Genomic DNA, 25,020 nt, shown 5'->3' on the forward strand with positions numbered 1-25,020 from the left:
ACCCCTGTCCGTGAAACGAATCATCAGTGTCGGCGCGACCCTGCTCATCCTCGCCCTGGCGGTGACCCTGGTGCACCAGCTGTGGCAGCACTACATGGAGTCGGCCTGGACCCGGGACGGCCGCGTGCGCGCCGACGTGATCAACATCGCCCCCGACGTCGCCGGGCTGGTGGTGGAGGTGCCGGTGCGCGACAACCAGGCGGTGAAGGCCGGCGACGTGCTGCTGCGCATCGATCCCTCGCACTACGCGCTGGCGGTGAGCGAGGCGGAAGCGGAGGTGGACGCCGCCCGCGCCGAGCTGGACATGCGCCGCCTCAACGCCCGTCGCCGCGCCGACATGGACGACCTGGTGGTGTCGCGGGAGAGCCGCGAGGACGCGAGCCACATCGCCAACGGCGCCGAGGCGCGCTACCGCCGCGCCCTGGCCCGCCGTGATGCCGCGCGGCTGGACCTGGAGCGCACCGAGGTGCGCGCGCCGGTGGACGGCTACGTCACCAACCTCAACGTCTACCGGGGCGACTACGCGCGCACCGGCCAGGCGAGCATGGCGCTGGTGGACGGGCAGTCGTTCTACGTCAACGGCTACTTCGAGGAGACCCGCCTGCCGCGCATCCACGTGGGCGCGAAGGTGGAGATGCGCCTGATGAGCGGTGAGCGCCTGCTGGGGCATGTCGACAGCATCGCGCGGGGCATCTACGACCGCGACAACCCGGAAAGCCGCGAGCTGGTGGCGGACGTCAACCCGACCTTCAACTGGGTGCGCCTTGCCCAGCGCGTGCCGGTGCGCATCCACCTGGACGAGGTGCCCGAGGGGCTGGCGCTGTCCGCCGGGATGACCTGCACCGTGGTGGTGGACGAGGGGCAGGGCGGGGACGCTGCGCGGGGCTGAGCGATTGTTGATCCAGCGGCCACAGTCCTTGTGCTGGATCGGTCTGTAAGCGTCGCGGGGCGCTCCTTAAAATCGTCCTGCCTCCCACGACGAGGCACATGCTGATCTACCTCACCGTGTTTGCGGTGTTGCGCTGTACCTTCGGCCCGTTCGTGGAGAGCGGGCCGAAGCCCCTTCCCAAGGCAATTCGGATAACAGATCAATGAAAGCGTTCATGTTGCTGGCCCTGGCCGGCCTGTCTCCTCTCGTCTTCGCTGCCACCCCCGAACAACCCGCCACCACCCAGGTCGAGCAGTACCACTACGGCATGGAGCTGGACATCGCCCGGGTCATCTCCCGCAGCGAGATCCCCGATGTCTGCGGCGTGGTGCCGGCCTACCTGACCTACGAGGACCACCAGGGCAAGGTCCATCGCCTCGAATACATGGTGTTCGGCAATGGTTGCTCCAACGGTTGAGCCCAGCCGCTCGACGTGACAGATGCCCGGCCCGATGAGCCGGGCATTGTCGTTTCTGGGGGGAGCCATCGGGTGCGTGTGACGTTTGGATTAAATATCTGACTTGCCGGTCGGAATTCATTATCCTGCGGCACTCTTGCTTGCAGTACAGAACAACCCATCAATAAAAGGATCAACTCCATGGCTCAAGTAACCCTCAAGGGCAACCCCGTCAGCGTCGATGGCCAACTGCCGGCCAAGGGCGCCCAGGCACCGGCTTTCAGCCTGGTCGGCGGCAACCTGGCGGACGTGACCCTGGCCAGCCTGAGCGGCAAGCGCAAGGTGCTGAACATCTTCCCGAGCGTCGACACCCCCACCTGCGCCACCTCCGTGCGCAAGTTCAACGCCGAAGCCAGCAAGCTGGCCAACACCGTGGTGCTGTGCATCTCCGCCGACCTGCCGTTCGCCCAGGCGCGCTTCTGCGGCGCTGAAGGCCTGGAAAACGTGATCAACCTGTCCACCATGCGTGGCGCGCAGTTCCTCAAGGACTACGGCGTCGCCATCGCCAACGGCCCCCTGGCCGGCATCGCCGCCCGCGCCGTCGTGGTGCTGGACGAGAACGACAAGGTGCTGCACAGCGAGCTGGTCGGCGAAATCGCCGACGAGCCGGACTACGCAGCCGCCATCGCCGCGCTCTGATCGGGCGAGGGTGACGAAAGGGAGGCCATTGGCCTCCCTTTTTCTTTGGGCGGGATTCCTTGGCCAGGCACGGCGTTGATTCGTGTGTAGGGTGGAGGTCGCTTTTTACCTCCACCAGCGGTGCCTGGATCGGCCGCGAATGGTGGACGGGTGAGGCGTCGTCCACCCTACGCACCGGTCGGATTCGTAGGGCGGGTGGAACCCGCGTGGTATGGCGCCGGGGTGTCGGGTTGCACCCGACCTGCGAGGGGCGTGGTGCCGTAGGTTGGCGCCGAGCGTAGCGAGGCCCAACGCGGAGATGTTCGGCCGTGGCAGGTACTCCCTGTGGGAGCGGCTTCAGCCGCGAAAGGCCCGCCGTTGGCACCAGGCTGCGAGTGGCCGGATAGTCCATCGCGAATGAATTCGCTCCTACGGGGCGTGCCAGGGCCGATCGACGGAGTTGGGATGTGCCTAGTGCCGCAAGGCCGGTTGCGGGGTTGAGCCGTGTGTCGGGTGGAGGTCGCTTTTTACCTCCACCAGCGGTGCCTGGATCGGCCGCGAATGGTAGACGGGTGAGGCGTCGTCCACCCTACGCACCGGTCGGATTCGTAGGGCGGGTGGAACCCGCGTGGGGCGTGTCCGCTCCCGGGCTGAAGCCCGGGCTACGGATGGTGTGGCGCTATAGCGTGAGCTGCAAACGCTTGAACAGCGCGCCGGGCAGGAGGGAGGAGAGGGTCTGGCGTTCGCCGTAGGTGCTGGCGGAGAGGCGCAGCTGGCGTTCGGCGGTGAGGGCTTCGAGCTGCTCGCCGAGGAGGTCGAAGAGGCTGTCGTCGAAGCGCATGGTGCTGACCGGCGCCTGGATGCGGCCGTCCTCCACCCAGAAGGTGGCGAAGCGGGTCATGCCGGTGATGCGGGCGGCGGGCAGGTCGGACCAGTTCAGGTACCAGAGGTTGCCGATGTAGAGCCCGGTGCCGAGGGCGGCGAGGGCGTCCGCCTCGGGCAGGGTGCCAGCGTCCATCACCAGGGCCTGGGGGCTCTCGTCGCCGCTGGCGCCGTTGCCGGCCAGGCCGTATTCCCGGGCGCTGCGCGAACCCACCAGGCGTCCGGTGAGGCGCCCTTGTTCGATGAGGGCGACATCGCTGCGCGGCGAGCCTTCGGCGGTGAAGGCCGGGGACAGGGCGCCGGCCACCTGCTCGTGCAGGCCCAGCAGCGGGCTGAAGCGGGCGCCGTCGCCGTCGAGGCGTTGCAGCGGGCTTTCCTTGGTTGCCAGGGCACGGGCGGAGAAGCCGCCCCAGCAGAGCATGCCGGTGATCTCCTCCAGCGCCGCCGGGGCGATGTAGGCGCGGTAGCCGCCGGGCGCCAGCACGCGCAGCGGCTTGCCCAGGTGCTCCAGCTGGGCGCGGGCGGCGGCGAAGCGGCGATGGAATTCGTCGTCGTTCCAGCCCTGGCCGGCGTAGTCGGCCTTCACCGCCTGGCCGTTGGCGTGGAACAGGCTGAAGTCGAAGTTGAAGCAGTGGGCGCTGTGCCAGCCGAAGGCGCCCCAGCTGTTGGCGAAGCCCCGGTAGAGCGGGCCGGCGGCGTAGATGCCGACCAGGTCCAGGCCTTCGGCGGCGGCGCTGATGCAGGGCAGCACGGCGGCCGGGTCGGGCAGCGGCTGGGTGTCGACGTGGCGCCGCTGCCAGGGCGTGCGGTCGGGCATCAGGTAGGGATCGGGCGGCAACTGGCCGATCACTGCGCGCAGGCGTTCGAGGCCGTCGGCCAGGCGCTGGCGGTCTTCGTCCGGCTGGCCGGAGAGGGTGACGGCCATCTGCGCCTGGCGCTCGGCGGCGATCAGCTGCAGGGTGGCCCCGGCCTGGGACACGTGGCCGGCCTGGCGCACGCGGGCGTGGTTGAAGCGGATGAAGTCGGAGGCCTCGGCGCTGTACCAGAGGGTGAAGTCCTCGCCGGGGCGCATGGCCTGGCGCAGGGCGTCGGCGAGGGCGGCGAAGCCGGCTTCGCGGGCGTCGATATGGATGCTCATCAGGCTGCACCTCCGAATACGTCGACCTGGCTGAATACGCAGGCGGGGGAGGCATGGCCCACCCGCACCACCTGGTTGGGCTCGCCCTTGCCGCAGAAGGGGGTGCCGAGCACTTCGAAGGTGCTGGAATCGCCCACCGCCGCGAGGCTGCGCCAGAAGCTGGCGGAGATGCCCCGGTAGTTGGGGTTCTTCACCACCCCCTTGAGCTCGCCGTTTTCGATGAGCTGGCCCCATTCGCAGCCGAACTGGAACTTGTTGCGCGCATCGTCGATGGACCAGGAGCGGTTGGTGGTCATCAGGATGCCGCGCTCGATGCCGCCGATCAGCTGCTCCAGGCGCTGGTCGCCGGGCTCGATGTTGAGGTTGGCCATGCGGTCGATGGGGGCACGGTTCCAGCTGCAGGCGCGGCTGTTGGCGACGCCCGGCAGGCCGCTGCGTTGCTGCGAGAGGGCGCCGCCGAGGGGGCGCAGGAGCAGGCCCTTCTCGATCAGCAGGGTCTTCCGGGCGGCGCTGCCGTCGTCGTCGTGGCCGTAGCTGGCCAGTTCCTCGGGGATGCCCGGGTCGAAGCTGACGTTGAGCAGCGCCGAGCCGTACTGGTAGTGGCCGAAGTCTTCCTGGCGGATGAAGCTGGTGCCGGCGTAGTTGCGCTCGTCGCCGAGGATGCGGTCCAGCTCCAGCGGGTGGCCGATGGATTCGTGGATCTGCAGCATCATCTGCTCGGGCATCAGCAGCAGGTCGCGCGGGCCTTCCGGGGTGTTGGGCGCCAGCAGCAGCTGCAGCGCCTCGTCGGCCACGCGCGGGGCCGCGCCGCGCAGCCCCAGGCGCCGGATGACCTCGGCGCCGCCCTGCTGGCCGCCGTGGTAGCCGCCGAAGCTGCGGGTCTGGCTGTCGTGGCCGTCGAAGGCGGTGACGCTGGCGCCGGGGTAGACGAATTGCAGTTCCTGCCAGTGCTCGGCGCCAGCGCTGTTGAGGTAGAGCTGCTCGTGGCGGTCGACGCTGAGCAGCAGGGTCCAGTTGACCAGGCGCGGGTCGGCGGGCACCGCGGCGGATTCCTCGCGCAGCAGTTCGATGCGCTCGGCGATGCCGGGCAGCGGCTGGTCGAGGCCGGGGGAGCGGTAGTCGGCGCGGCCCTGGGGCGGCGCGACGCGGGCGTCCACCAGGTTGTACGGGGCGATCAGCCGGGCGCGCGCTTCGGCCAGGTCGAGGGCGCGCTGCAGGCCGGCGGTGCTGAGGTCGCTGGTGGCGGCATAGGCTTCGACGCCGCCGATGCGCACGCTGAGCATGGCGCCCAGGTCGCTGGAGAAGAACGGCGGCTCGGCGACGTTGCGCCTTACCTGGCAGTGCTCGCCGCTCTGGCGGACGATGCGCAGGGCATGGAAGTCGGCGCGGCTGCGCAGGGTGGAGAACTGCTGCTTGAGTCGTTCGAACACGGGGCACTCCCAGGAAGCGGAAAGGCGAGCGCGCATGGTCGCGCGGGTCGCCTGGATGGACAAGTGCGCGCACGGAAAGGAGATGTGACATTTGCGCAGCGCGCCGCCAAGGGCCGCCACCGCTCAAGGCCGCGCCCGCGCTGGGGTAAGGAATGGGTAAATAGGCGGTAAAGAGGCTTTGCCTCGGGGCGCCGAGTGCTTATCGTGCACGCTCTCGCACAGACCGACCTTCAATCATGTCCCCGATACAAGACTCCCGCTCCCCTCGTTCCCGCAACTGGCTGATCATCGCCCTCTGCCTGGCCGCCCTGGTGGCGCTGGTGTGGTGGTTCTGGCCGGCCTCGTCCAAGCACCAGGATGCGGAGGCGAGCCGCACCCGCCCCGGCCCCGCCGGCATGGCGCGCCCGGGCTTCGGTGCATTCGGCGGGCCGGTGCCGGTACGCGTGGCGGCCGCGAGCCAGGGCGATTTCCCGGTGTTCTACAAGGCGCTGGGTACCGTGACCTCGCTGAACACGGTGAACGTGCGCAGCCGGGTCAACGGCGAGGTGATGAAGCTGGCCTTCGAGGAAGGCCAGCAGGTGAAGGCCGGCGACCTGCTGGCGGTGATCGACCCGCGCCCCTATGAGGTGGCGTTGCAGCAGGCGGAGGGCACGCTGCTGCAGAACCAGGCGCAGCTGAAGAACGCCGAGATCGACCTGGCCCGCTACCGCGGCCTCTACGCCGAGGACAGCATCGCCAAGCAGACCCTGGACACCCAGGAGGCCCTGGTGGGCCAGTACAAGGGCACGGTGAAGGCCAACCAGGCGGCGGTGGCCGATGCCAAGCTCAACCTCAGCTTCACCCAGGTGCGCGCCCCGGTGACCGGCCGCGTCGGCCTGCGCCAGGTGGACCTGGGCAACCAGGTCAGCTCCGGCGACACGACGCCGCTGGTGGTGATCACCCAGACCAAGCCCATCAGCGTCACCTTCACCCTGCCGGAGAATCAGCTGCCCTCGGTGGTCACGCGCTTCCGCGCCGGTGATTCCATGGCGGTGGAGGCCTGGGACCGTGGCGACACCCTGAAGCAGGCCGAGGGCGTGCTGCAGAGCCTGGACAACCAGATCGACACCGCCACCGGCACCCTGAAGTTCAAGGCGCGTTTCGCCAACGAGGGCGAGACGCTGTTCCCCAACCAGTTCGTCAACGTGCGCCTGCTGGCCGACACCCTCAGGCAGGCGGTGATGATCCCGTCCGCCGCCGTGCAGTTCGGCAACCAGGGCACCTTCGCCTACGTGATGGACGGCGACAAGAAGGTGCGCGTGCAGGCCCTGGAAACCGGCCCGAGCGATGGCGAGCGCACCGTGATCAAGGCCGGGCTCAAGGCCGGCGAGCGCGTGGTGCTGGAAGGCACCGACCGCCTGCGTGACGGCAGCGAGGTGGAGGTGGTGCACGACAGCGACCAGGTGCCGACCCAGCCGAGCGAGCAGCTGCAAGGCGCGGACAAGGGCGCTGAACAGGGCGACAAGGCTGAAAAAGGCGGCGTATGAACATCTCCCGCCTGTTCATCCTGCGGCCGGTCGCCACCACGCTGAGCATGCTGGCGATCCTGCTGGCCGGCCTGATCGCCTACCGTCTGCTGCCGGTCTCGGCGCTGCCGGAGGTGGACTACCCGACCATCCGCGTGATGACGCTCTACCCGGGGGCCAGCCCGGACGTGATGACCAGCGCCGTGACCGCACCGCTGGAGCGCCAGTTCGGGCAGATGCCGGGGCTGACGCAGATGTCCTCCACCAGCTCCGGCGGCGCCTCGGTGATCACCCTGCGCTTCAGCCTGGAGGTGCAGCTGGACGTGGCCGAGCAGGAGGTCCAGGCGGCGATCAACGCGGCCACCAACCTGCTGCCCAACGACCTGCCGGCGCCGCCGGTCTACAACAAGGTCAACCCCGCCGACACCCCGGTGCTGACCCTGGCGGTGAGCTCAAGGACCCTGCCGCTGCCGCAGCTGCACACCCTGGTCGACACGCGCATGGCGCAGAAGCTGTCGCAGATCAGCGGCGTCGGCATGGTCAGCATCGCCGGCGGCCAGCGCCAGGCGGTGCGCATCAAGGTCAACCCCGAGGCGCTCGCCGCCAACGGCCTGAACCTCTCGGACGTGCGCTCGCTGGTCAGCGCTTCCAACGTCAACCAGCCCAAGGGCAACTTCGACGGCCCGACGCGCACCTCGATGCTGGACGCCAATGACCAGCTGAAGTCGCCGGAGGAGTACGCCAACCTCATCCTCGCCTACAAGAACGGTGCGGCGCTGCGCCTGAAGGACGTGGCGACCATCGTCGAAGGTGCGGAGAACGAACGCCTGGCCGCCTGGGCCAACCAGAACGAGGCGGTGCTGCTGAACATCCAGCGCCAGCCCGGCGCCAACGTCATCGAGGTGGTCGACCGCATCCATGAGCTGCTGCCGAAGATGACCGCCAACCTGCCGGCGGGCCTGGACGTGGTGGTGCTCACCGACCGCACCCAGACCATCCGCGCCTCGGTCACCGACGTACAGCACGAGCTGCTGATCGCCATCGCCCTGGTGGTGATGGTGACCTTCCTGTTCCTGCGCCGGGTCAGTGCCACGCTGATCCCGTCCATCGCCGTGCCGCTGTCCCTGGTGGGCACCTTCGGGGTGATGTACCTGGCCGGCTTCTCGGTGAACAACCTGACGCTGATGGCGCTGACCATCGCCACCGGCTTCGTGGTGGACGACGCCATCGTCATGCTGGAGAACATCGCCCGCCACCTGGAGGAGGGGGCCACGCCACTGGAGGCCGCGCTCAAGGGGGCGAAGCAGATCGGCTTCACCCTGATCTCCCTGACCTTCTCGCTGATCGCCGTGCTGATCCCGCTGCTGTTCATGGCGGACGTGGTGGGGCGGCTGTTCCGCGAGTTCGCCATCACCCTGGCGGTGGCCATCCTGATTTCCCTGGTGGTGTCGCTGACCCTGACGCCGATGATGTGCGCGCGGCTGCTCAAGCCCGAGCCGCAGGAGAAGGAGCAGGGCCGTTTCTACCGCGCCAGCGGCGCCTTCATCGACGGCATGATCGAGCGCTATTCCCACGGCCTGCGCTGGGTGCTGCGCCACCAGGCGCTGACCCTGCTGGTGGCCGTCGCCACCCTGGCGCTGACCGTGGTGCTGTACCTGGCGGTGCCCAAGGGCTTCTTCCCGGTGCAGGACACGGGCGTGATCCAGGGCATCACCGAGGCGCCGCAATCGGTGTCGTTCCGCGCCATGAGCGAGCGCCAGCAGCGCCTCGCCGACCTGGTGCTGAAGGACCCGGCGGTGGCCAGCCTGACTTCGTATATCGGCGTCGACGGCGACAACGTCACCCTCAACAGCGGGCGCATGCTGATCAACCTCAAGCCCCACGGCGAGCGTGACCTGACCGCCAGCGAGGTGATCCAGCGCCTGCAGCCGCAACTGGACAAGCTCAGCGACATCCGCCTGTACCTGCAGCCGGTGCAGGACCTGACCATCGAGGACCGGGTCAGCCGCACCCAGTTCCAGTTCAGCATGGAGTCCCCGGACGCCGAGCTGCTGCGCGAGTGGACCGGCAAGCTGGTGGACGCCCTGGGCCAGCAGCCGGAGCTTTCGGATGTGGCCAGCGACCTGCAGGACAAGGGCCTGCAGGTGTACCTGGACATCGACCGCGACATGGCCGGGCGCCTGGGCGTGGAAGTCTCGGCCATCACCGATGCGCTCTACGACGCCTTCGGCCAGCGGCAGATCTCCACCATCTTCACCCAGGCCAGCCAGTACCGCGTGGTGCTGGAGTCCGCCACGGGCGATCGCATCGGCCCGCAGGCGCTGCAGCAGCTGCGCGTCGCCGGCACCGACGGCGTGCAGGTGCCGCTTTCGACCCTGGCGCGCATCGAGGAGCGGCAGACGGAGCTGGCGATCAACCACATCGGCCAGTTCCCGGCGGTGAACCTGTCGTTCAACCTGGCTCCCGGCGTCGCCCTGGGCGAGGCGGTGCAGGTGATCGAGCGGGTGCAGCAGGCGATCGGCATGCCCGAAGGCATCCAGACCCGCTTCCAGGGCGCGGCGGCAGCCTTCGAGGCCTCGCTGTCGAGCACGCTGCTGCTGATCCTGGCGGCGGTGGTGACCATGTACATCGTCCTGGGCGTGCTCTACGAGAGCTACATCCACCCGATCACCATCCTTTCCACACTGCCCTCGGCGGGCGTCGGCGCCTTGCTGGCGCTGCTGCTGTCGGGCAACGACCTGGGCCTGATCGCCATCATCGGCATCATCCTGCTGATCGGCATCGTCAAGAAGAACGCGATCATGATGATCGACTTCGCCCTCGACGCCGAACGCAACCAGGGCATGGCCCCGAGGACGCCATCTACCAGGCGGCGCTGCTGCGCTTCCGGCCGATCCTGATGACCACCCTGGCCGCGCTGTTCGGCGCCGTGCCGCTGATGCTCGCCAGCGGCTCCGGCGCGGAACTGCGCCAGCCCCTGGGCCTGGTGATGGTCGGCGGCCTGCTGGTGAGCCAGGTGCTGACGTTGTTTACGACGCCCGTGATCTACCTCGCTTTCGATCGGTTGTCGCGGCGCTTCGCCGGCCGCAGTGCCGCCGGAGTCGAAGTATGAGCGCGGCGAGCTTGAAGCTTGAAGCTGGAAGCTTGAAGTGGCAGAGCGGTCTCCTGGGAGTGAGGTTTTTGCTTCCGGCTTCCAGCTTCCAGCTTCCAGCTCAGTGCGGAGCACGGACGTGAACTTATCCGCTCCCTTCATCCACCGCCCCGTCGCCACCATGCTGCTGAGCCTGGCGATCATGCTGCTGGGCGGCATGAGCTTCGGTTTGTTGCCGGTGTCGCCGCTGCCGCAGATGGATTTCCCGGTGATCACGGTGCAGGCGAGCCTGCCCGGGGCGAGCCCGGAGATCATGGCCTCCAGCGTGACCACGCCGCTGGAGCGTTCGCTGGGGACCATGTCCGGCGTCACGCAGATGACCAGCCGCACCAGCCAGGGCTCGACGCGGATCATCATCCAGTTCGACCTGGACCGTGACATCAACGGCGCCGCGCGCGACGTGCAGGCGGCCATCAACGCCTCGCGCAACCTGCTGCCCAGCGGCATGCGCAGCATGCCCACCTACAAGAAGGTCAACCCGTCCCAGGCGCCGATCATGGTGCTGTCGCTGACTTCCGATGTGCTGGAGAAGGGGGAGCTGTACGACCTGGCCTCGACCATCCTGGCCCAGAGCCTGTCGCAGGTTAAGGGCGTGGGCGAGGTGCAGATCGGCGGCAGTTCGCTGCCGGCGGTGCGGGTGGAGCTGGAGCCGCAGTTACTCAACCAGTACGGTCTGTCGCTCGACGAGGTGCGCAGCCGTATCGCCGCCGCCAACCAGCGCCGGCCCAAGGGCGCGGTGGAAGACGACGCGCGCCACTGGCAGGTGGGTGCCAGCGACCAGCTGGAGAAGGCCGCCGACTACGCGCCGCTGATCCTCCGCTACCAGGAGGGCTCGGCCCTGCGCCTGGGCGATGTGGCCAAGGTGCGCGACGCGGTGGAAGACCGCTACAACAGCGGTTTCTTCAACGACGAGAACGCGGTGCTGCTGGTGATCAACCGCCAGGCCGGCGCCAACATCATCGAGACCATCGAGAGCATCAAGGCGCAGTTGCCGAGCCTGCAGGCGGTGCTGCCGGCCAGCGTCAAGCTGAACCAGGCGATGGACCGCTCGCCGGTGATCCGCGCCACCCTGCACGAGGCCGAGCGCACCCTGCTGATCGCCGTGGCGCTGGTGATACTGGTGGTCTACCTGTTCCTCGGCAGCCTGCGCGCCTCGCTGATCCCGGCGCTGGCGGTGCCGGTGTCGCTGGTGGGTACCTTCGCGGTGATGTACCTGTGCGGTTTCTCCCTCAACGTGCTGTCGCTGATGGCGCTGATCCTCGCCGCCGGGCTGGTGGTGGACGACGCCATCGTGGTGCTGGAGAACATCTCGCGGCACATCAACGACGGCATGCCGCCGTTCAAGGCGGCGCTGCAGGGCACCCGCGAGGTGGGCTTCACCCTGCTGTCGATGAACCTGTCGCTGGTGGTGGTGTTCGTCTCCATCCTGTTCATGGGCGGCATCATCGACCGCATGTTCCGCGAGTTCTCCCTGACCCTGGCGGCGGCCATCCTGGTGTCGCTGCTGGTGTCGCTGACGCTGACCCCGATGCTCTGCGCGCGCTGGCTCAAGCCCCACGTGCCGGACAAGGACAGCCGCATGCAGCGCTGGAGCGAGGCCATCCACGAGCGCATGACGCGGCTCTATGACCTGAGCCTCGGCTGGGCCCTGCGCCACCCGCGCCTGACCCTGCTCAGCCTGTTCATCACGATCGGACTCAACGTCGCGCTCTACGTGATCGTGCCCAAGACCTTCCTGCCGCAGCAGGACACCGGGCAGTTGATCGGCTTCATCCGTGGCGACGACGGCCTGTCGTTCACCGTGATGCAGCCGAAGATGGAGATCTTCCGCCGCGCCGTGCTCAAGGACCCGGCGGTGGAGAGCGTCGCCGGTTTCATCGGCGGCAGCGGCGGCATCAACAACGCCTTCATGATCGTGCGCCTGAAGCCGATCAAGGAGCGCGGGCTGTCGGCGCAGAAGGTCATCGAGCGGCTGCGCAAGGAGATGCCGCTGGTGCCCGGTGGCCGGCTGATGCTGATGGCCGACCAGGACATCATGACCGGTGGCTCCCGCGAGCAGCGCAGCTCCGAGTACGAGTACGTGCTGCAGGCCGAGGACCTGGGCGACCTGCGCACCTGGCTGCCGCAGGTGACCGCCGCTTTGAAGGCCCTGCCGGAGCTCACCGCCATCGACGCGAAGGAAGGCGAGGGCGCGCAGCAGGTGACGCTGAAGGTCGACCGCGAGACGGCCAAGCGCCTGGGCATCGACATGAACATGGTCACGGCGGTGCTCAACAACGCCTACAGCCAGCGGCAGATCTCCACCATCTACGACAGCCTCAACCAGTACCAGGTGGTGATGGAGGTCAACCCGAAATACGCCCGCGACCCGGCGACCCTGGAACAGGTGCAGGTGATCACCGCCGACGGCCAGCGCGTGCCGCTCTCGAGCTTCGCCCACTACGAGCGCAGCCTGGAGGAGGACCGGGTCAACCACGAGGGCCAGTTCGCCTCGGAAAGCATCTCCTTCGACCTGGCACCGGGCGTGAGCCTGGACCAGGCCACCGTGGCCATCGAGAAGGCGGTCGCGGCCATCGGCATGCCCAGCTCGGTGGTCGCGCGCCTGGGCGGCACCGCCGATGCCTTCGCCAGCAGCCAGGAGAACCAGCCGTGGATGATCCTCGCCGCCCTGGTGCTGGTGTACCTGGTGCTGGGCATCCTCTACGAGAGCTACATCCACCCGCTGACCATTCTCTCGACGCTGCCGTCGGCGGGGGTGGGCGCGTTGCTGACCATCCAGCTGATCGGCGGCGAGTTCAGCCTGATCTCGCTGCTGGGGCTGTTCCTGCTCATCGGCATCGTCAAGAAGAACGCCATCCTGATGATCGACCTGGCACTGCAGCTGGAACGCAACGACGGCCTGTCGCCGGCCGAGTCGATCCACCGCGCCTGCCTGCTGCGCCTGCGACCGATCCTGATGACCACCCTGGCCGCCATCCTCGGCGCGGTGCCGCTGCTGATCGGTGGCGCCGAGGGCGCGGAGATGCGCCAGCCGCTGGGCGTGACCATCATCGGCGGCCTGGTGCTGAGCCAGATCCTCACCCTCTACACCACCCCCGTGGTCTACCTGTACCTCGACCGCCTGCGCCACCGCTTCAACCGCTGGCGCGGCGTGCGCACCGACGCTTCGCTGGAGACACCGCTATGAGTCCGCAAACCCGCCATCTTTTCCCGGTGCTGGCCCTGGCCATCGCCCTGGCCGGTTGTGCCGTGGGGCCGGATTACCAGCAGCCCGACCATGCCGTGCCCGCCCGCTTCAAGCACGCCGAGGGCTGGAAGGCCGCCGCGCCGGCCGATGCCCTGGCCCGTGGCGCCTGGTGGGAGCTGTACGGCGACGCCACCCTCAACGACCTGCAGCGGCGCCTGGAAACCTCCAACCAGACCCTGGCGCAGTCCGTCGCCCAGTACCGCCAGGCCCAGGCGCTGGCCCGTGGCGCGCGCGCCTCGTTCTTCCCCTCGGTGAGCGCCAACGCCAGCAAGACCCGCTCCGGCCAGGGCGGGAGCAGCAGCACCGTGCGCCTGTCCGATGGCTCCACCGTCACCAGCGGCGGCAGCGGCGGCATCTCCAACAGCTACAGCGCCACCCTCGGCGTGAGCTGGGAGCTGGACCTCTGGGGCAAGCTGCGCCGCCAGCTGGAAGCCGACTCGGCGAGCATGCAGGCCAGCGCCGCCGACCTCGCCGCCGTGCGCCTGAGCCAGCAGTCCGAGCTGGCGCAGAACTACCTGCAACTGCGGGTGATGGATGCGCAGAAGCGCCTGCTCGATGCCACCGTGCAGGCCTACGAGCGTTCGCTGAAGCTCACCGAGAACCAGTTCCGCGCGGGTATCGTCACCCGCGCCGACGTGGCCCAGGCGCGCACCCAGCTCAAGAGCACCCAGGCCCAGGCCATCGACCTCAAGTACCAGCGCGCGCAACTGGAGAACGCCATCGCCGTGCTCATCGGCGTGCCGCCGGCGGAGTTCGACCTGGCCGAGGTGGACAGCGTCCCGAGCCTGCCGCAGGTGCCGGCGCTGGTGCCGTCGCAGCTGCTGGAGCGCCGCCCGGACGTGGCCTCGGCCGAGCGCAAGGTGATCGCCGCCAACGCGCAGATCGGGGTTTCCAAGGCCGCCTACTACCCGAGCCTCAACCTCAGCGCCACCGGCGGCTACCGCAGCGGCGGCCTGAGCGACTGGATCAGCACGCCGAACCGCTTCTGGTCCATCGGCCCCGAGTTCGCCCTCAACCTGTTCGACGGCGGCCTGATCCGCTCCCAGGTCGACCAGGCGGAGGCCAGCTACGACCAGACGGTGGCCAGCTACCGCCAGACCGTGCTCGACAGCTTCCGCGAAGTGGAGGACTACCTGGTCCAGCTCAGCGTGCTGGAGGAGGAGAGCGGCGTGCAGCAGGAGGCCCTGGAATCCGCCCGCGAGGCCCTGCGCCTGGTGACCAACCAGTACAAGGCCGGCCTGCAGGACTACAGCAGCGTGGTCTCCAGCCAGGCCACGGCGCTGTCCAACGAACGCACCGTGCTCACCCTCACCGGCACGCGCCTGACCGCCAGCGTCCAGCTCATCGCCGCCATGGGCGGTGGTTGGGAGCAGGGCCGCCTGGATCAGGTGGACGCCGACGACCAAGGCCAGCCCACGCCCTGAGCGGCGCGGCTGGCGCGTCGCCCATCCCCGGGCTGAAGCCCGGGCTACGCCCCTGAGCCATCGTTCGCTGAAAGGTTGAATGTGCTCTAGCCCCGCTTCGGCGGGGCTTTTTTTGCCTGGCGTTCCCGTAGCCGGAGCGGGTGACGCTGACGTCCTTCGGGACGCCGGCAGCTTGCAAGCTATCGGAGTGATTGGGTTCCTACGGCAGGTCCCGTCGTTTCTTCGGAAGCTTCCCGATCCCCTGGGGGCTTTTCCCTATTCCCTGCTCATCGGGGTTTTCCGCCTACTGTCTCGCCCCGGATGCAGGGCTCGGCGGTTTCTTCGAGGTACGGTCACGAACCGGCGATGCATACGGGCCATCCCATCGATGAGGCCTCGACATGCTTGCCGAACTCCGCCATTTCTTCGATCACAGCCGTCACCGCCTGCAGGTCGGCGAACTCGACGTCGGGCTCGACGTCCTCGCCTTCGTCGGGGACGAGACGCTCAGCCAGCCTTTCACCTACCAAGTCGAGTTCACCGCGTCCCAGCGCGACCTCCCCTCCAGGCGCATCGTCGGGCAGCCCGCCAGCTTCAGCCTCTTCGCGCCTCCCAAGCCGGTGCCCTTCGCCGGCCTGGGCGTGCCGCCGGCCCAGCCGCTGCGCACCCTGCACGGCGTGGTCACGGGCTTCCGGCGGATCTCCGGCTCAAACGACGAGGCCCGCTACGAAATTACCCTGCAGCCGCGCCTGACCCTGCTCGGGCGAGGCCGGCAGTACCGCATCTACCAGCACCTGTCGGTGCCCGAGATCGTCGAGCAGATCCTGCGCAGCGACCGCCACCGCTGGGCCGGGCAGGACTTCTTCTTCGACCTCAGGCGCGACTACCCCAAGCGCGAGCAGGTCATGCAATACGACGAGAGCGACCTGGCCTTCATCCAGCGCCTGCTGGCCGAGGTCGGCATCTGGTACCGCTTCACCGCCGACGAGCGCCTGGGCATCGATGTCGTCGAGTTCCACGATGACCAGCGCAACTACCGGTTCGGCGTCCAGCTGCCCTACCGCCCGCAGTCCGGCACCGCCAGCAGCGGCCAGGACGCTGTCTGGGACCTGCAATCGAGCCACGGCGTGGTGGAAAGGAACCTGCGCATCCGCGCCTACACCCCGCGTGACGCGACGGCCTACCTCGACGGCGACCTCGACCAGACCCGGGGCGACCCGACCACCTACGGCGAGGCCTATCACTACGGCGAGCCCTACATCGAGCTGGACGATCCCGGCTCCCGCGACGAAGACCTGAAAAGCGAAAGCGGCTACTTCTATGCCCGCCTCGCCCACGAGCGCTACCTCAACGACCAGACCCGCCTCGGCGGCCGCACCAGCAGCGCCACCCTGGCACCTGGGCAGGTGCTGAAGATCGAGGGCGGCGCGCCCGAGGCCTTCACCCCAGGCGCCGTCATCACCCGCCTGGTCACCGTCGCCGCCCGCGACCGCAGCTTCGAAGCCCGCTTCGAGGCCATCCCCTACAGCGAAAGCGTGTGCTTTCGCCCGCCGCTGCTGCCGCGCCCCGTGATCGCCGGCACCATCCCGGCCCGCGTCACCAGCGCGCAGGCCGACGACCTCTACAGCCACATCGACCTGGAGGGCCGCTACAAGGTCAGCTTCCTCTTCGACCAGGACACCTGGCCCGCCGGCCAGGAAAGCATGTGGCTGCGCCTGGCGCGCGCCTATGCCGGGGATACCCACGGCCTGCACCTGCCGCTGATCCAGGGCACCGAGGTCGGCATCGCCTTCGAGCGCGGCGACCCGGACCGGGGCTTCATCGCCTTCGCCCTGCACGACAGCCGGCACCCCGACCTCGTCACCCTGAAGAACTACAAGCGCAACGTCCTGCGCACCCCGTCCAACAACAAGCTGCGCCTGGACGACACCCGTAGCCAGGAACACATCAAGCTCGGCACCGAGCACAGCGGCAAGAGCCAGCTCAACCTCGGCCACCTGGTGGATGGGCAACGGCAGAAACGCGGCGAAGGCTTCGAGCTGCGCACCGACGGCTGGGGTGCCGTACGGGCGGGGAGGGGGCTGTACATCAGTGCCGATGAGCAGGCTCGTGCCCAGGGGCAGGTGCTGGCCATGCAGGACACACTCGCCCGGCTGCAACGCGCCGGTGAGGAGATGCAGACGCTTTCCGAGCACGCACAGCTTGCCCATGCCGAGCCGGCCGATGTGCAGGCGCAGCTCGACCTGCTCAGGCAGGACCTGGAGCAGATCAAGTCATCCGTCCTGCTGCTCAGTGCGCCCAGGGGCATCGCGCTCAGCAGCGGTAACCACCTGCAACTTGCCGCGGAACGGAACCTCATCGCCAACGCCGGCAAGGACGCCGCCTTGAGCGTGGTGAGGCGGCTGTTCATCGGGGTGGGGGAGGGCGTCAGCCTGTTCGTGCGCAAGCTCGGCCTGAAGCTCATCGCCAACCAGGGCGCGGTGCAGATCCAGGCGCAGAACGACCGCCTGGAACTGCTGGCGCGCCAGGGGCTGGACATCGTCAGTACCGAGGATGAAATCCGCATCACCGCCAAGAAGAGGATCGTCCTCAACGGTGGGGGCAGCTACATCAGCGTCGATGCCTGTTCCATCGAGTCCGGCACCCAGGGGGACCACCTGATCAAGGCGGCGCATTTCGATTACCAGGGGGCTGCCAGCATGAAAGCCACACACCCGCAGTACCCGAAGCTCGAGTCGGCGCCGCGTCTGAGGCTGCGTATGCCCCAGGTACCCAATGCGCCACGGGCGACCTGGGCCGGCATGCCCTATCGGCTTTATGCCGACGAGCAAGAGCTGCAATGCGGTGTGATGGACGACAGCGGCTACCTGAGTCTCGAGCATCAGGTGGTGACGCGAAGCTACCGGCTGGAACTGGCCAACGGCCTGTCCTTCCAGTTGCCCGTGCCCAGCGAATACAGCAATCCCGAGCTGGGCGAACTGGCCAACCTGGGGTTGCACAAGCACGGTGCCGCTGAGGCAGACGCAACTCCGCAAACGGATCACCGCAGCCTGTACGCCGAGTTGCTTGCCACCCGCTCGGGCCATCAAGGAGAGACCCCATGAGACCGGCCAACGCCAGGCACCCCGATATCGTGGTGCCCATTGCCCTGCACCGCACCCATGAGGCGGTCTGCTGCGCGCCCTGGTTCGTGCTCGATACCGAGTACCGGCCCTGGCCGGCCAGCTATAGGTCGCTGATCAATGGCCAGGAGGCTTTTGGTGCGGTGCACAAGGCCATCGCCGAAGCCCAGCGCTCGGTCGACATCATCTGCTGGGGGTTCCAGCCCTCGATGCACTTCATCCGCGATGGCAGTGATGATCGCTGCATCGGTGAACTGCTCAAAGAAAAGGCTCGGCAGGGTGTACAGGTGCGCATCCTGGGGTGGGAGATGCCACTCAATGCGGCCGGGATGGCCGGAGAGGCCAACCTGCCCGGCAAGGGCGGCATCGCCGATCTGGCAGGGCAGACCACCAGCGACGAGCAATACGCCTACGACCGCCAATGGTTCAAGCAGTACACGGTCGACGATGACAAGGCCGCCGGGTTGGTGGATGCCCATGTCCCGCTGTTCGTCAGCCGTGGTTTCAGCTTGTCCGAACGTGCGGAAATTGCTTACCAGCTCAAGCTCAATCGACTTGACCCTGATCTGTCCAGGCGCTCCATCTTCGCCATGCGCAGCTCGGCGACCCACCACCAGAAAACCGTACTGGTCGACTTCGAGCTGCCGGAGCGGGCCATCGGCTTCGTCATGGGCCACAACATGCTCGACGAGTACTGGGACACCGACCACCACTCAGCCCTCGGGCGGCCCGACCCCAAGCGACCCGACGCGAAGGCCCATGCTCCTAACCGCGGCCCTCGTGGTGCCTTGCCGCGCCAGGACATCTCCTGCCAGATCACCGGCCGTATCCTCAGGGACCTGCACCACAACTTCGCCACCGCCTGGGCCAAGGAAACCGGTGAAGACCTGCAACGTTCACGCAACGTGGACGCGGTCGCCGTGCAGCTCAAACCGCGTCCGGAATGCGGGACTCAACTGATGGCCCAGTTGCTGCGCACCCAGGCCCAAAGTGGGGTGCGCGATATCGAGGCGGGTTATCTGAAGGCGGTCAACAACGCTACCCAGTTCATCTACATCGAGAACCAGTATTTTCGCTGGCCCCCCCTGGCCGAAGCCATCACGCAGGCCGCGCAGGACCAGACCCGCGAAGGCCGCGACCCAGGCCTGCATGGCGCATTGCATTTGTTCGTGGTCACCAATGTCACGGACGACGGCATCGGCAAGGGCACCGTCAACACCCAGCGCATGCTGGAAAGCCTGGGGCGGGCCGACACCATTCCCGAGGTCACCAAGGAGCTGCGTATCAAGCAAGCCAAGCGAGACATGCCGCCCATGCCTCGCCCCGATGGCGCCAATGACTGGCATGGCAAACAGGAGGTGGCCCGATGGCAGGGGGAGCTGGATCGACAGATCGCCGAAATAAAAGACGAGGACCTTATCCCCGAGACACGCCCCGGCCTGAAAGTCCACGTCTGCTCCCTGGTTGCCCCCGACTCACCGGCCGGCAAGCCCTGGGTGCCGGTGTACATCCACTCCAAGCTGATGATCGTCAACGACGTACTCACCACCCACGGCTCGGCCAACATCAACACCCGCAGCATGCAGGTGGACAGCGAGCTCAACATCCTCCACGAGTGGCACGAGGTAACCCAGGCCATGCGCCGCCGGCTCTGGAGCCTGCATACCGCTGGGCAGGGGGCACAGGACAATCCGAAGGATGCCTTTAAGGCTTGGGGGAAGCTCATCAACGAGAACAAAACACGACAAGCCGCCGGCGATATGCCCGAAACACCACTGGTGGAGTTCCTCTACGACAAGACCACCCTGAGCAACCTCGACTGATGCGCAGCCTACTCCTGCTGATGGCCCTGCTGCTGGCCGCCTGCAATGGCCATGGACTCAAACTGAAAAAGGACACCGCCGTGGACCCGCTCCCCCAGATCCGCGCCAACCTGGCCTTCACCTGCCGTCACGAACGCATCCCCGAGGCCTCGGCCGACAGTGACCTGCTGTTCAAGTACGCGCGTTGGCTACAGAAGAACAACCAGCTCAAGCAGGACCCGGCGGTGGACGCCGAAGTCGAACGCCTCTACCGCATCGCCGCCGAACACCAGCACTACAAGGCCAGCATCAACTTGGTCAACGGCGCCTTTCGGGGGCACTTCAAGGTGCGCGGCGCGGAACGTTTGCGGTTGAGCCAGGAAATGATGGAAGCCGGTGTCGCCACGGGCTACTACTTCGTTGGCCTGTTCCTGCAGCGTGGCTCTGCCGGCCTGAGGGAGGACCCGGAATTGGCCCTGCGCTATTACCGCAAGGCCGCCGACGAAGGCAGTGCCCTGGCCCAGGCCCTGGTGGCGGACAAGTTGGCCCCTATCGACATCGCCCCGGATATCGCCCGGCAGATGCGTCGCTGCGCAGCGGAGCAAGGGCATGGCGATGCCGCAACGGACTTGGGGGTTGACCTCAAATATGACAAGCACTTTCAAGAGGCACTCGAAGCCTTTCAGTTAGGGGCGGCGGCCGGAGATGAAGGCTCAGCAGGGCGACTCTGGGAAGCTTTTAGGGGCCTTCCCCTGCAGATACCGCCTATTACCTGGGCCAAGAGAAAGACCTCGAACGCGCCGAACGCTACCAGACCATCTGGCGCATTCTCGCCCGATACTCCTACGCCTCCCCCAAAGTCCCCGAGATCAACGACATCCTCCCACTGCCTCCTGCCAAGCTGCCGCCCTGGGACGGCAAGCTCCAGTGGCTGGAGGAGCGCAAGGCCAATATCCCGCCGCCCAAGCCCAGCGAGGCGCTGATCGGCCAACTGGCCAGGGACAAGCACCTCGACCCCGCCACCGGCCGACCAACGCCCGAGTCGCCCCACTTCGTCTACCTGGATTCGTCACTCATCTGCGTCAGCGGCGAGCCTTGCCCGCGTGCGGGTTACTGGGCAGCGATGGATGTGGACTTCTTCTGGATCACCGTGCAAGGCAAAGCCCGCCAGCGCTTCAAGGAGGGGGAAATCTTGCCCACGCTGACCCTGGAGCAACGCACGCCACGCATATGGCCGCTGCCGGAGAAGGTCACCGCAGGGCCGGAGCGGGTCAGGTGGAAGATGCTCGGTGAAGCCTAGAGCTTGGGGGCTGGTTGTCCTGTGTCTGCTGCTGGCCGCCTGCAATGGCCATGGACTCAAACTGAAAAAGGATACCGCCGTGGACCCGCTCCCCCAGATCCGCGCCAACCTGGCCTTCACCTGCCGTCACGAACGCATCCCCGAGGCCTCGGCCGACAGTGACCTGCTGTTCAAGTACGCGCGTTGGCTACAGAAGAACAACCAGCTCAAGCAGGACCCGGCGGTGGACGCCGAAGTCGAACGCCTCTACCGCATCGCCGCCGAACACCAGCACTACAAGGCCAGCATCAACTTGGTCAACGGCGCCTTTCGGGGCCACTTCAAGGTGCGCGGCGCGGAACGTTTGCGGTTGAGCCAGGAGATGATGGAAGCCGGTGTCGCCACGGGCTACTACTTCGTTGGCCTGTTCCTGCAGCGTGGCTCTGCCGGCCTGAGGGAGGACCCGGAATTGTCCCTGCGCTATTACCGCAAGGCTGCTGACAAGGGCAGTGCCCTGGCCCAGGCCTTGGTGGCGGACAAGTTGGCACCTATCGATATCGCCCCGGATATCGCCCGGCAGATGCGGCGCTGCGCAGCGGAGCAAGGGCATGGCGAGGCCGCAACGGACTTGGGGGTTGACCTCAAGTATCGCAAGCAATTTCGAGAAGCACTTGAGGCTTTTCAGTTAGGAGTTGCTGCCGGGGATGAAACCTCGGCAAGTTATCTGGATGATGGCTTTCGTGGGCCAGCCCCAACAGACACCTTGAACTACCTGGGCCAGAATAAAGACCTCGAACGCGCCGAACGCTACAAAGCCATCTGGAGCATCCTTGCAGACTACTCCTACGCCTCCCCCAAAGTCCCCGAGATCAATGAAATCCTCCCGTTACCCCCTGCTGAGCTGCCACCCTGGGACGGCAAGCTGCAGTGGCTGGAGGAGCGAAAGGCCAATATCCCGCCGCCCAAGCCCAGCGAGGCACTGATCAGCCAACTGGCCAGGGACAAGCACCTCGACCCCGCCACCGGCCGACCAACGCCCGAGTCGCCTCACTTCGTCTACCTGGATTCGCCGCTCATCTGCGTCAGCGGCGAGCCTTGCCCGCGTGCGGGTTACTGGGCAGCGATGGATGTGGACTTCTTCTGGATCACCGTGAAAGGCAAAGCCCGTCAGCGCTTCAAGGAGGGGGAAATCTTGCCCACGCTGACCCTGGAGCAACGCACGCCACGCATATGGCCGCTGCCGGAGAAGGTCACCGTAGGGCCGGAGCGGGTCAGGTGGAGGATGCTCGGTGAAGCCTAGGGCTCGGCTCCGTCTGGTGGATGAAAAGAGCGCCATCCGCCCTACACGGCGGTCATGTTCATCTGCTGGCCCGGCCGCTTTTTGTAGGGGCGACTTCAGTCGCCAAGCGGTGCGCAGCTCCGCCGCTTCTGTACGAGCGAATGAATCCGCCCCTACAGGTCTGCGCCATCCGGGCTGAGAAGCCTGACCAGGCGCTCTTCCAGCTCACGGCCGGCGCTGCCCTGGCCTTGGCGGCTGTAGAGGGCCAGGCGCACGCCCTGGATGTCGGGCAGGCCGCTGTCGGCGTCGAGCACGCGGTGTTGGTCGGTGGCGACGCGCAGGGGCAGGAGGCTGATGCCGAGGCCGGCGGCGACGGCGGAGCAGACGCTGGCGAGGCTGGCGCTGGAGTAGGCGATGCGCCAGCGGCGGCCCTGCACGTCGAGGCCGTGGAGCATCTCGTTGCGGTACAGGCCGCCGGCAGGGAAGGCCACCAGGGGCAGGGGCTCGCGGCCCAGCGCCGGGTTGTGGTGGCTGTCGAACCAGGCCATGGGCTCCGGCCAGGAGGCGAGGCAGTCGTCGCTCTCGCCCATCTGCTTGACCAGCAGCAGGTCGAATTCGCCGTCCTGCCAGGCACGCCGCAGGTCCGGGCCCAGGCCGCTGGTGACTTCCAGGCGCGTGCCGGGGTGGTTGGCGGCGAAGGCGGCGAGCAACGGCATCAGGCGTTCGGCGGCGAAGTCCTCGGGCACGCCCAGGCGCAGCACGCCGGCGCTTTCCAGGTCGCCCATGGCGTCGCGCGCCTCTTCCTGCAGGGCGAGGATGCGTCGCGCGTAGCCCAGCAGGCGCTCGCCCTCGACCGTGGCCACCACGCGACGCTGGCTGCGGTCGAGCAGGCGGCAACCGGCGTCTTCCTCCAGGCGTCGCACCTGCTGGCTGACGGTGGACTGGGTGAGGTGCAGGCGTTCGGCGGCGCGGGTGAAGTTGCCGCAGTCTGCCACCGCCACGAAGCTGCGCAGGAGTTGCGGGTCGAACATGAGGCATGCCTCCTGCCACTGGTTTGCATGGTGATATTTAATTTCAGAATACCTGGCCGGCTGGACATAATCCGCAGGTTTTCCTGACTTTCGGAGATTCCCCATGGCGGATGACCAGGCGTTCCTGCAACGGGCCGTCGACCTGGCGCGTGGCAACGTCGAGCGCGGCGGGCGGCCCTTCGGTGCACTGCTGGTGAAGGACGGCGAGGTGCTGGCCGAGGCGGTGAACGAGATCCACCGGAGCGGCGACCCCACCGCCCACGCCGAGCTGCTGGCCATGCGCGCCGCCAGCCGCGCCCTGGGCCCGCGCCTGGATGGCTGCGTGATCTACGCCAGCGGCCAGCCCTGCCCGATGTGCCTGGCCGCCATGCACCTCAGTGGCGTGAGCCGTGCGGTGTTCGCCATCGCCAATGAGGAGGGCGAGCCCTTCGGCCTTTCCACGGCGGGGGTCTACCAGCAGATGGCGTTGCCCCTGGCGCAGCAGCGCCTGGCGGTGCTGCACCTGCCCCAGGCGGGCGCCACCGCGCTCTACCGGCGCTGGAAGGACCTGCATGCACCAGACTGAAACCCGCCCTCCGCGCGTCGCCTGGCTGCTGCTGGTGGCCCTGGGGCTGAACCTGCGGCCGATCCTCGGCTCGGTCAGCCCGTTGCTGGGGGAGATCCGCGCGGCCACCGGCCTGAGCTTCCAGGGCACGGCGCTGCTGACCACGCTGCCGGTGATCTGCATGGGCCTGGTGGCGCTGGCGGCGGTACGCCTGGAGGCGCGCCTGGGCGAGCGGCGCGGCGTGGCCATCGGGCTGGTGCTGATCTTCGGTGCCTGCCTGGCCCGCTGGCTGTGCGACCGGGGTGATGCGCTGCTGGGCACGGCGCTGCTGGGTGGCATCGGCGTGGCGCTGATCCAGGCGCTGGTGCCGGCGGTGATCAAGCGCCAGTTCGCCGGCCGCGTGGCGCTGGCCATGGGGCTGTATTCGGCCTCGCTGATGAGCGGTGGCGGGCTTTCGGCCCTGCTCAGCCCGGTGCTGGCCAGCCATTTCGGCCATTGGCAGGCGGGGTTGGGCTTCTGGCTGGTGCCGGCGGCGCTGGCGCTGCTGTTGTGGCTGCGCCTGCCGCTGGCGCGGGACGGTTCGCCGCGCGCAAGCGCTGGGCCAGGGCTTCTGGGGGATCGCCGAGCCTGGCTGCTGGCGCTGTACTTCGGGCTGATCAACTGCGGCTACATGAGCATGGTGGCCTGGCTGCCGGCCTTCTATCAGCAGTTGGGCTGGAGCCCGACCCGCAGCGGTTCCCTGCTGGCGTTCATGACGCTGTTCCAGGTGCTGGCGGCGTTAACCATGCCGGCCCTGGCCCAGCGCGGCGTCGACCGCCGGCCGCTGCTGACGCTGTGCCTGGCCGCCCAGGCGGTGGGGTTCGCCGGCCTGTTGTGGGCGCCGCAGCAGGCGACCTTGCTGTGGGTGGCGCTGATCGGCTTCGGCCTGGGCGCCTGTTTCGCGCTGAGCCTGATCCTCACCCTCGACCACCGTCGCGACCCGCGCGAGGCGGGGCAGCTGGCGGCCTTCGTGCAGGGCGTCGGCTTCCTGATCAATGCGGTCTCGCCCTGGTTGACGGGCTGGCTGCGGGAAGTCACCGGGAGCTTCACCAGTGCCTGGGTGGTGCTGGTGGTGATGGTGCTGGCGATGCTGGCGCTGACCCGGGTGTTCAGCCCGGCCAGCTATGGGATGGCGCCGGGCGGCGAGGTGCCGGCCCGGGCCTGA

Annotated in this window: 14 protein-coding genes and 3 pseudogenes; 14 read left to right on the forward strand and 3 right to left on the reverse strand. The window is 67.8% G+C overall.

Annotated features, from left to right (window positions below; translation table 11 throughout):
- Positions 1 to 4 precede the first annotated feature (4 nt).
- The 3 genes from PHLH3_RS12435 (at position 5) to tpx (ending at position 2,024) form a co-directional block, all read left to right on the forward strand.
- Positions 5 to 889, forward strand: a complete 885-nt coding sequence (locus PHLH3_RS12435; RefSeq protein WP_173174565.1) for an HlyD family secretion protein — start codon at positions 5 to 7, stop codon at positions 887 to 889.
- 202 nt (positions 890 to 1,091) lie between these two features.
- Entirely contained in the window at positions 1,092 to 1,346 is a 255-nt protein-coding gene (locus tag PHLH3_RS12440) for a DUF2790 domain-containing protein (protein WP_213629541.1), read from the forward strand.
- Between the two features lie 180 nt (positions 1,347 to 1,526).
- Positions 1,527 to 2,024, forward strand: coding sequence for a thiol peroxidase (tpx, locus tag PHLH3_RS12445; RefSeq protein WP_043244675.1), 498 nt, complete (start codon positions 1,527 to 1,529; stop codon positions 2,022 to 2,024).
- Between the two features lie 658 nt (positions 2,025 to 2,682).
- Here tpx and PHLH3_RS12450 read toward each other — a convergent pair.
- Positions 2,683 to 4,023, reverse strand: a complete 1,341-nt coding sequence (locus tag PHLH3_RS12450) for a TldD/PmbA family protein (protein WP_213629542.1) — start codon at positions 4,021 to 4,023, stop codon at positions 2,683 to 2,685.
- Positions 4,023 to 5,453, reverse strand: a complete 1,431-nt coding sequence (locus PHLH3_RS12455) for a TldD/PmbA family protein (RefSeq protein ID WP_213629544.1) — start codon at positions 5,451 to 5,453, stop codon at positions 4,023 to 4,025. The genes PHLH3_RS12450 and PHLH3_RS12455 overlap by 1 nt, the downstream gene beginning before the upstream one ends.
- 236 nt (positions 5,454 to 5,689) lie before the next feature.
- Here PHLH3_RS12455 and PHLH3_RS12460 point away from each other — a divergent pair, with 236 nt between their 5' ends.
- The 9 genes and pseudogenes from PHLH3_RS12460 to PHLH3_RS12495 all read left to right on the forward strand — a co-directional run bounded on the left by PHLH3_RS12460 (position 5,690) and on the right by PHLH3_RS12495 (position 22,262).
- Positions 5,690 to 6,979, forward strand: coding sequence for an MdtA/MuxA family multidrug efflux RND transporter periplasmic adaptor subunit (locus PHLH3_RS12460; protein WP_213629546.1), 1,290 nt, complete (start codon positions 5,690 to 5,692; stop codon positions 6,977 to 6,979).
- A pseudogene (locus tag PHLH3_RS12465) lies at positions 6,976 to 10,070 on the forward strand (MdtB/MuxB family multidrug efflux RND transporter permease subunit). The gene PHLH3_RS12460 and the pseudogene PHLH3_RS12465 overlap by 4 nt, the downstream one beginning before the upstream one ends.
- Before the next feature lie 118 nt (positions 10,071 to 10,188).
- Complete coding sequence (locus PHLH3_RS12470; RefSeq protein ID WP_213629548.1) at positions 10,189 to 13,296, forward strand: efflux RND transporter permease subunit; 3,108 nt, start codon at positions 10,189 to 10,191, stop codon at positions 13,294 to 13,296.
- Positions 13,293 to 14,780 carry an efflux transporter outer membrane subunit gene (locus PHLH3_RS12475; protein ID WP_213629549.1) on the forward strand — a complete coding sequence of 496 codons (1,488 nt, stop codon included), beginning with the start codon at positions 13,293 to 13,295 and terminating at the stop codon, positions 14,778 to 14,780. The genes PHLH3_RS12470 and PHLH3_RS12475 overlap by 4 nt, the downstream gene beginning before the upstream one ends.
- A 380-nt stretch (positions 14,781 to 15,160) precedes the next feature.
- A complete protein-coding gene (gene vgrG / locus PHLH3_RS12480; protein ID WP_213629551.1) occupies positions 15,161 to 17,863 on the forward strand; it encodes a type VI secretion system tip protein VgrG in 2,703 nt (900 codons plus the stop codon).
- Positions 17,860 to 19,704: a phospholipase D-like domain-containing protein gene (locus tag PHLH3_RS12485; protein WP_213629553.1), complete on the forward strand. Its 1,845-nt coding sequence runs from the start codon at positions 17,860 to 17,862 to the stop codon at positions 19,702 to 19,704. Before vgrG ends, PHLH3_RS12485 begins: the two co-directional genes overlap by 4 nt.
- A 365-nt stretch (positions 19,705 to 20,069) precedes the next feature.
- Positions 20,070 to 20,147, forward strand: a pseudogene (locus tag PHLH3_RS30790) (hypothetical protein); the annotation flags it as partial.
- Positions 20,148 to 20,455: 308 nt separating this feature from the next.
- Positions 20,456 to 20,656: pseudogene (locus PHLH3_RS30795) on the forward strand (DUF6396 domain-containing protein); the annotation flags it as partial.
- Positions 20,657 to 21,062: 406 nt separating this feature from the next.
- Positions 21,063 to 22,262, forward strand: coding sequence for a DUF6396 domain-containing protein (locus tag PHLH3_RS12495; protein ID WP_348529844.1), 1,200 nt, complete (start codon positions 21,063 to 21,065; stop codon positions 22,260 to 22,262).
- Positions 22,263 to 22,414: 152 nt separating this feature from the next.
- Here the strand turns inward: PHLH3_RS12495 and PHLH3_RS12500 are convergent, their stop codons facing one another.
- Complete coding sequence (locus PHLH3_RS12500; protein WP_213629555.1) at positions 22,415 to 23,272, reverse strand: LysR family transcriptional regulator; 858 nt, start codon at positions 23,270 to 23,272, stop codon at positions 22,415 to 22,417.
- A 103-nt stretch (positions 23,273 to 23,375) separates the two neighbouring features.
- On the opposite strand from PHLH3_RS12500, the gene PHLH3_RS12505 reads away from it, so the two are divergent.
- Both PHLH3_RS12505 and PHLH3_RS12510 read left to right on the forward strand, forming a co-directional pair.
- Positions 23,376 to 23,837 (forward strand): nucleoside deaminase, encoded by a 462-nt coding sequence (locus PHLH3_RS12505; protein ID WP_213629557.1) that lies wholly within the window; start codon positions 23,376 to 23,378, stop codon positions 23,835 to 23,837.
- Positions 23,824 to 25,020: a CynX/NimT family MFS transporter gene (locus PHLH3_RS12510; RefSeq protein ID WP_213629559.1), complete on the forward strand. Its 1,197-nt coding sequence runs from the start codon at positions 23,824 to 23,826 to the stop codon at positions 25,018 to 25,020. The genes PHLH3_RS12505 and PHLH3_RS12510 overlap by 14 nt, the downstream gene beginning before the upstream one ends.

Origin of the sequence: Pseudomonas sp. Pc102, assembly GCF_018408275.1 — a bacterium.
Taxonomy (GTDB): Bacteria; Pseudomonadota; Gammaproteobacteria; order Pseudomonadales; family Pseudomonadaceae; genus Metapseudomonas; species Metapseudomonas tohonis.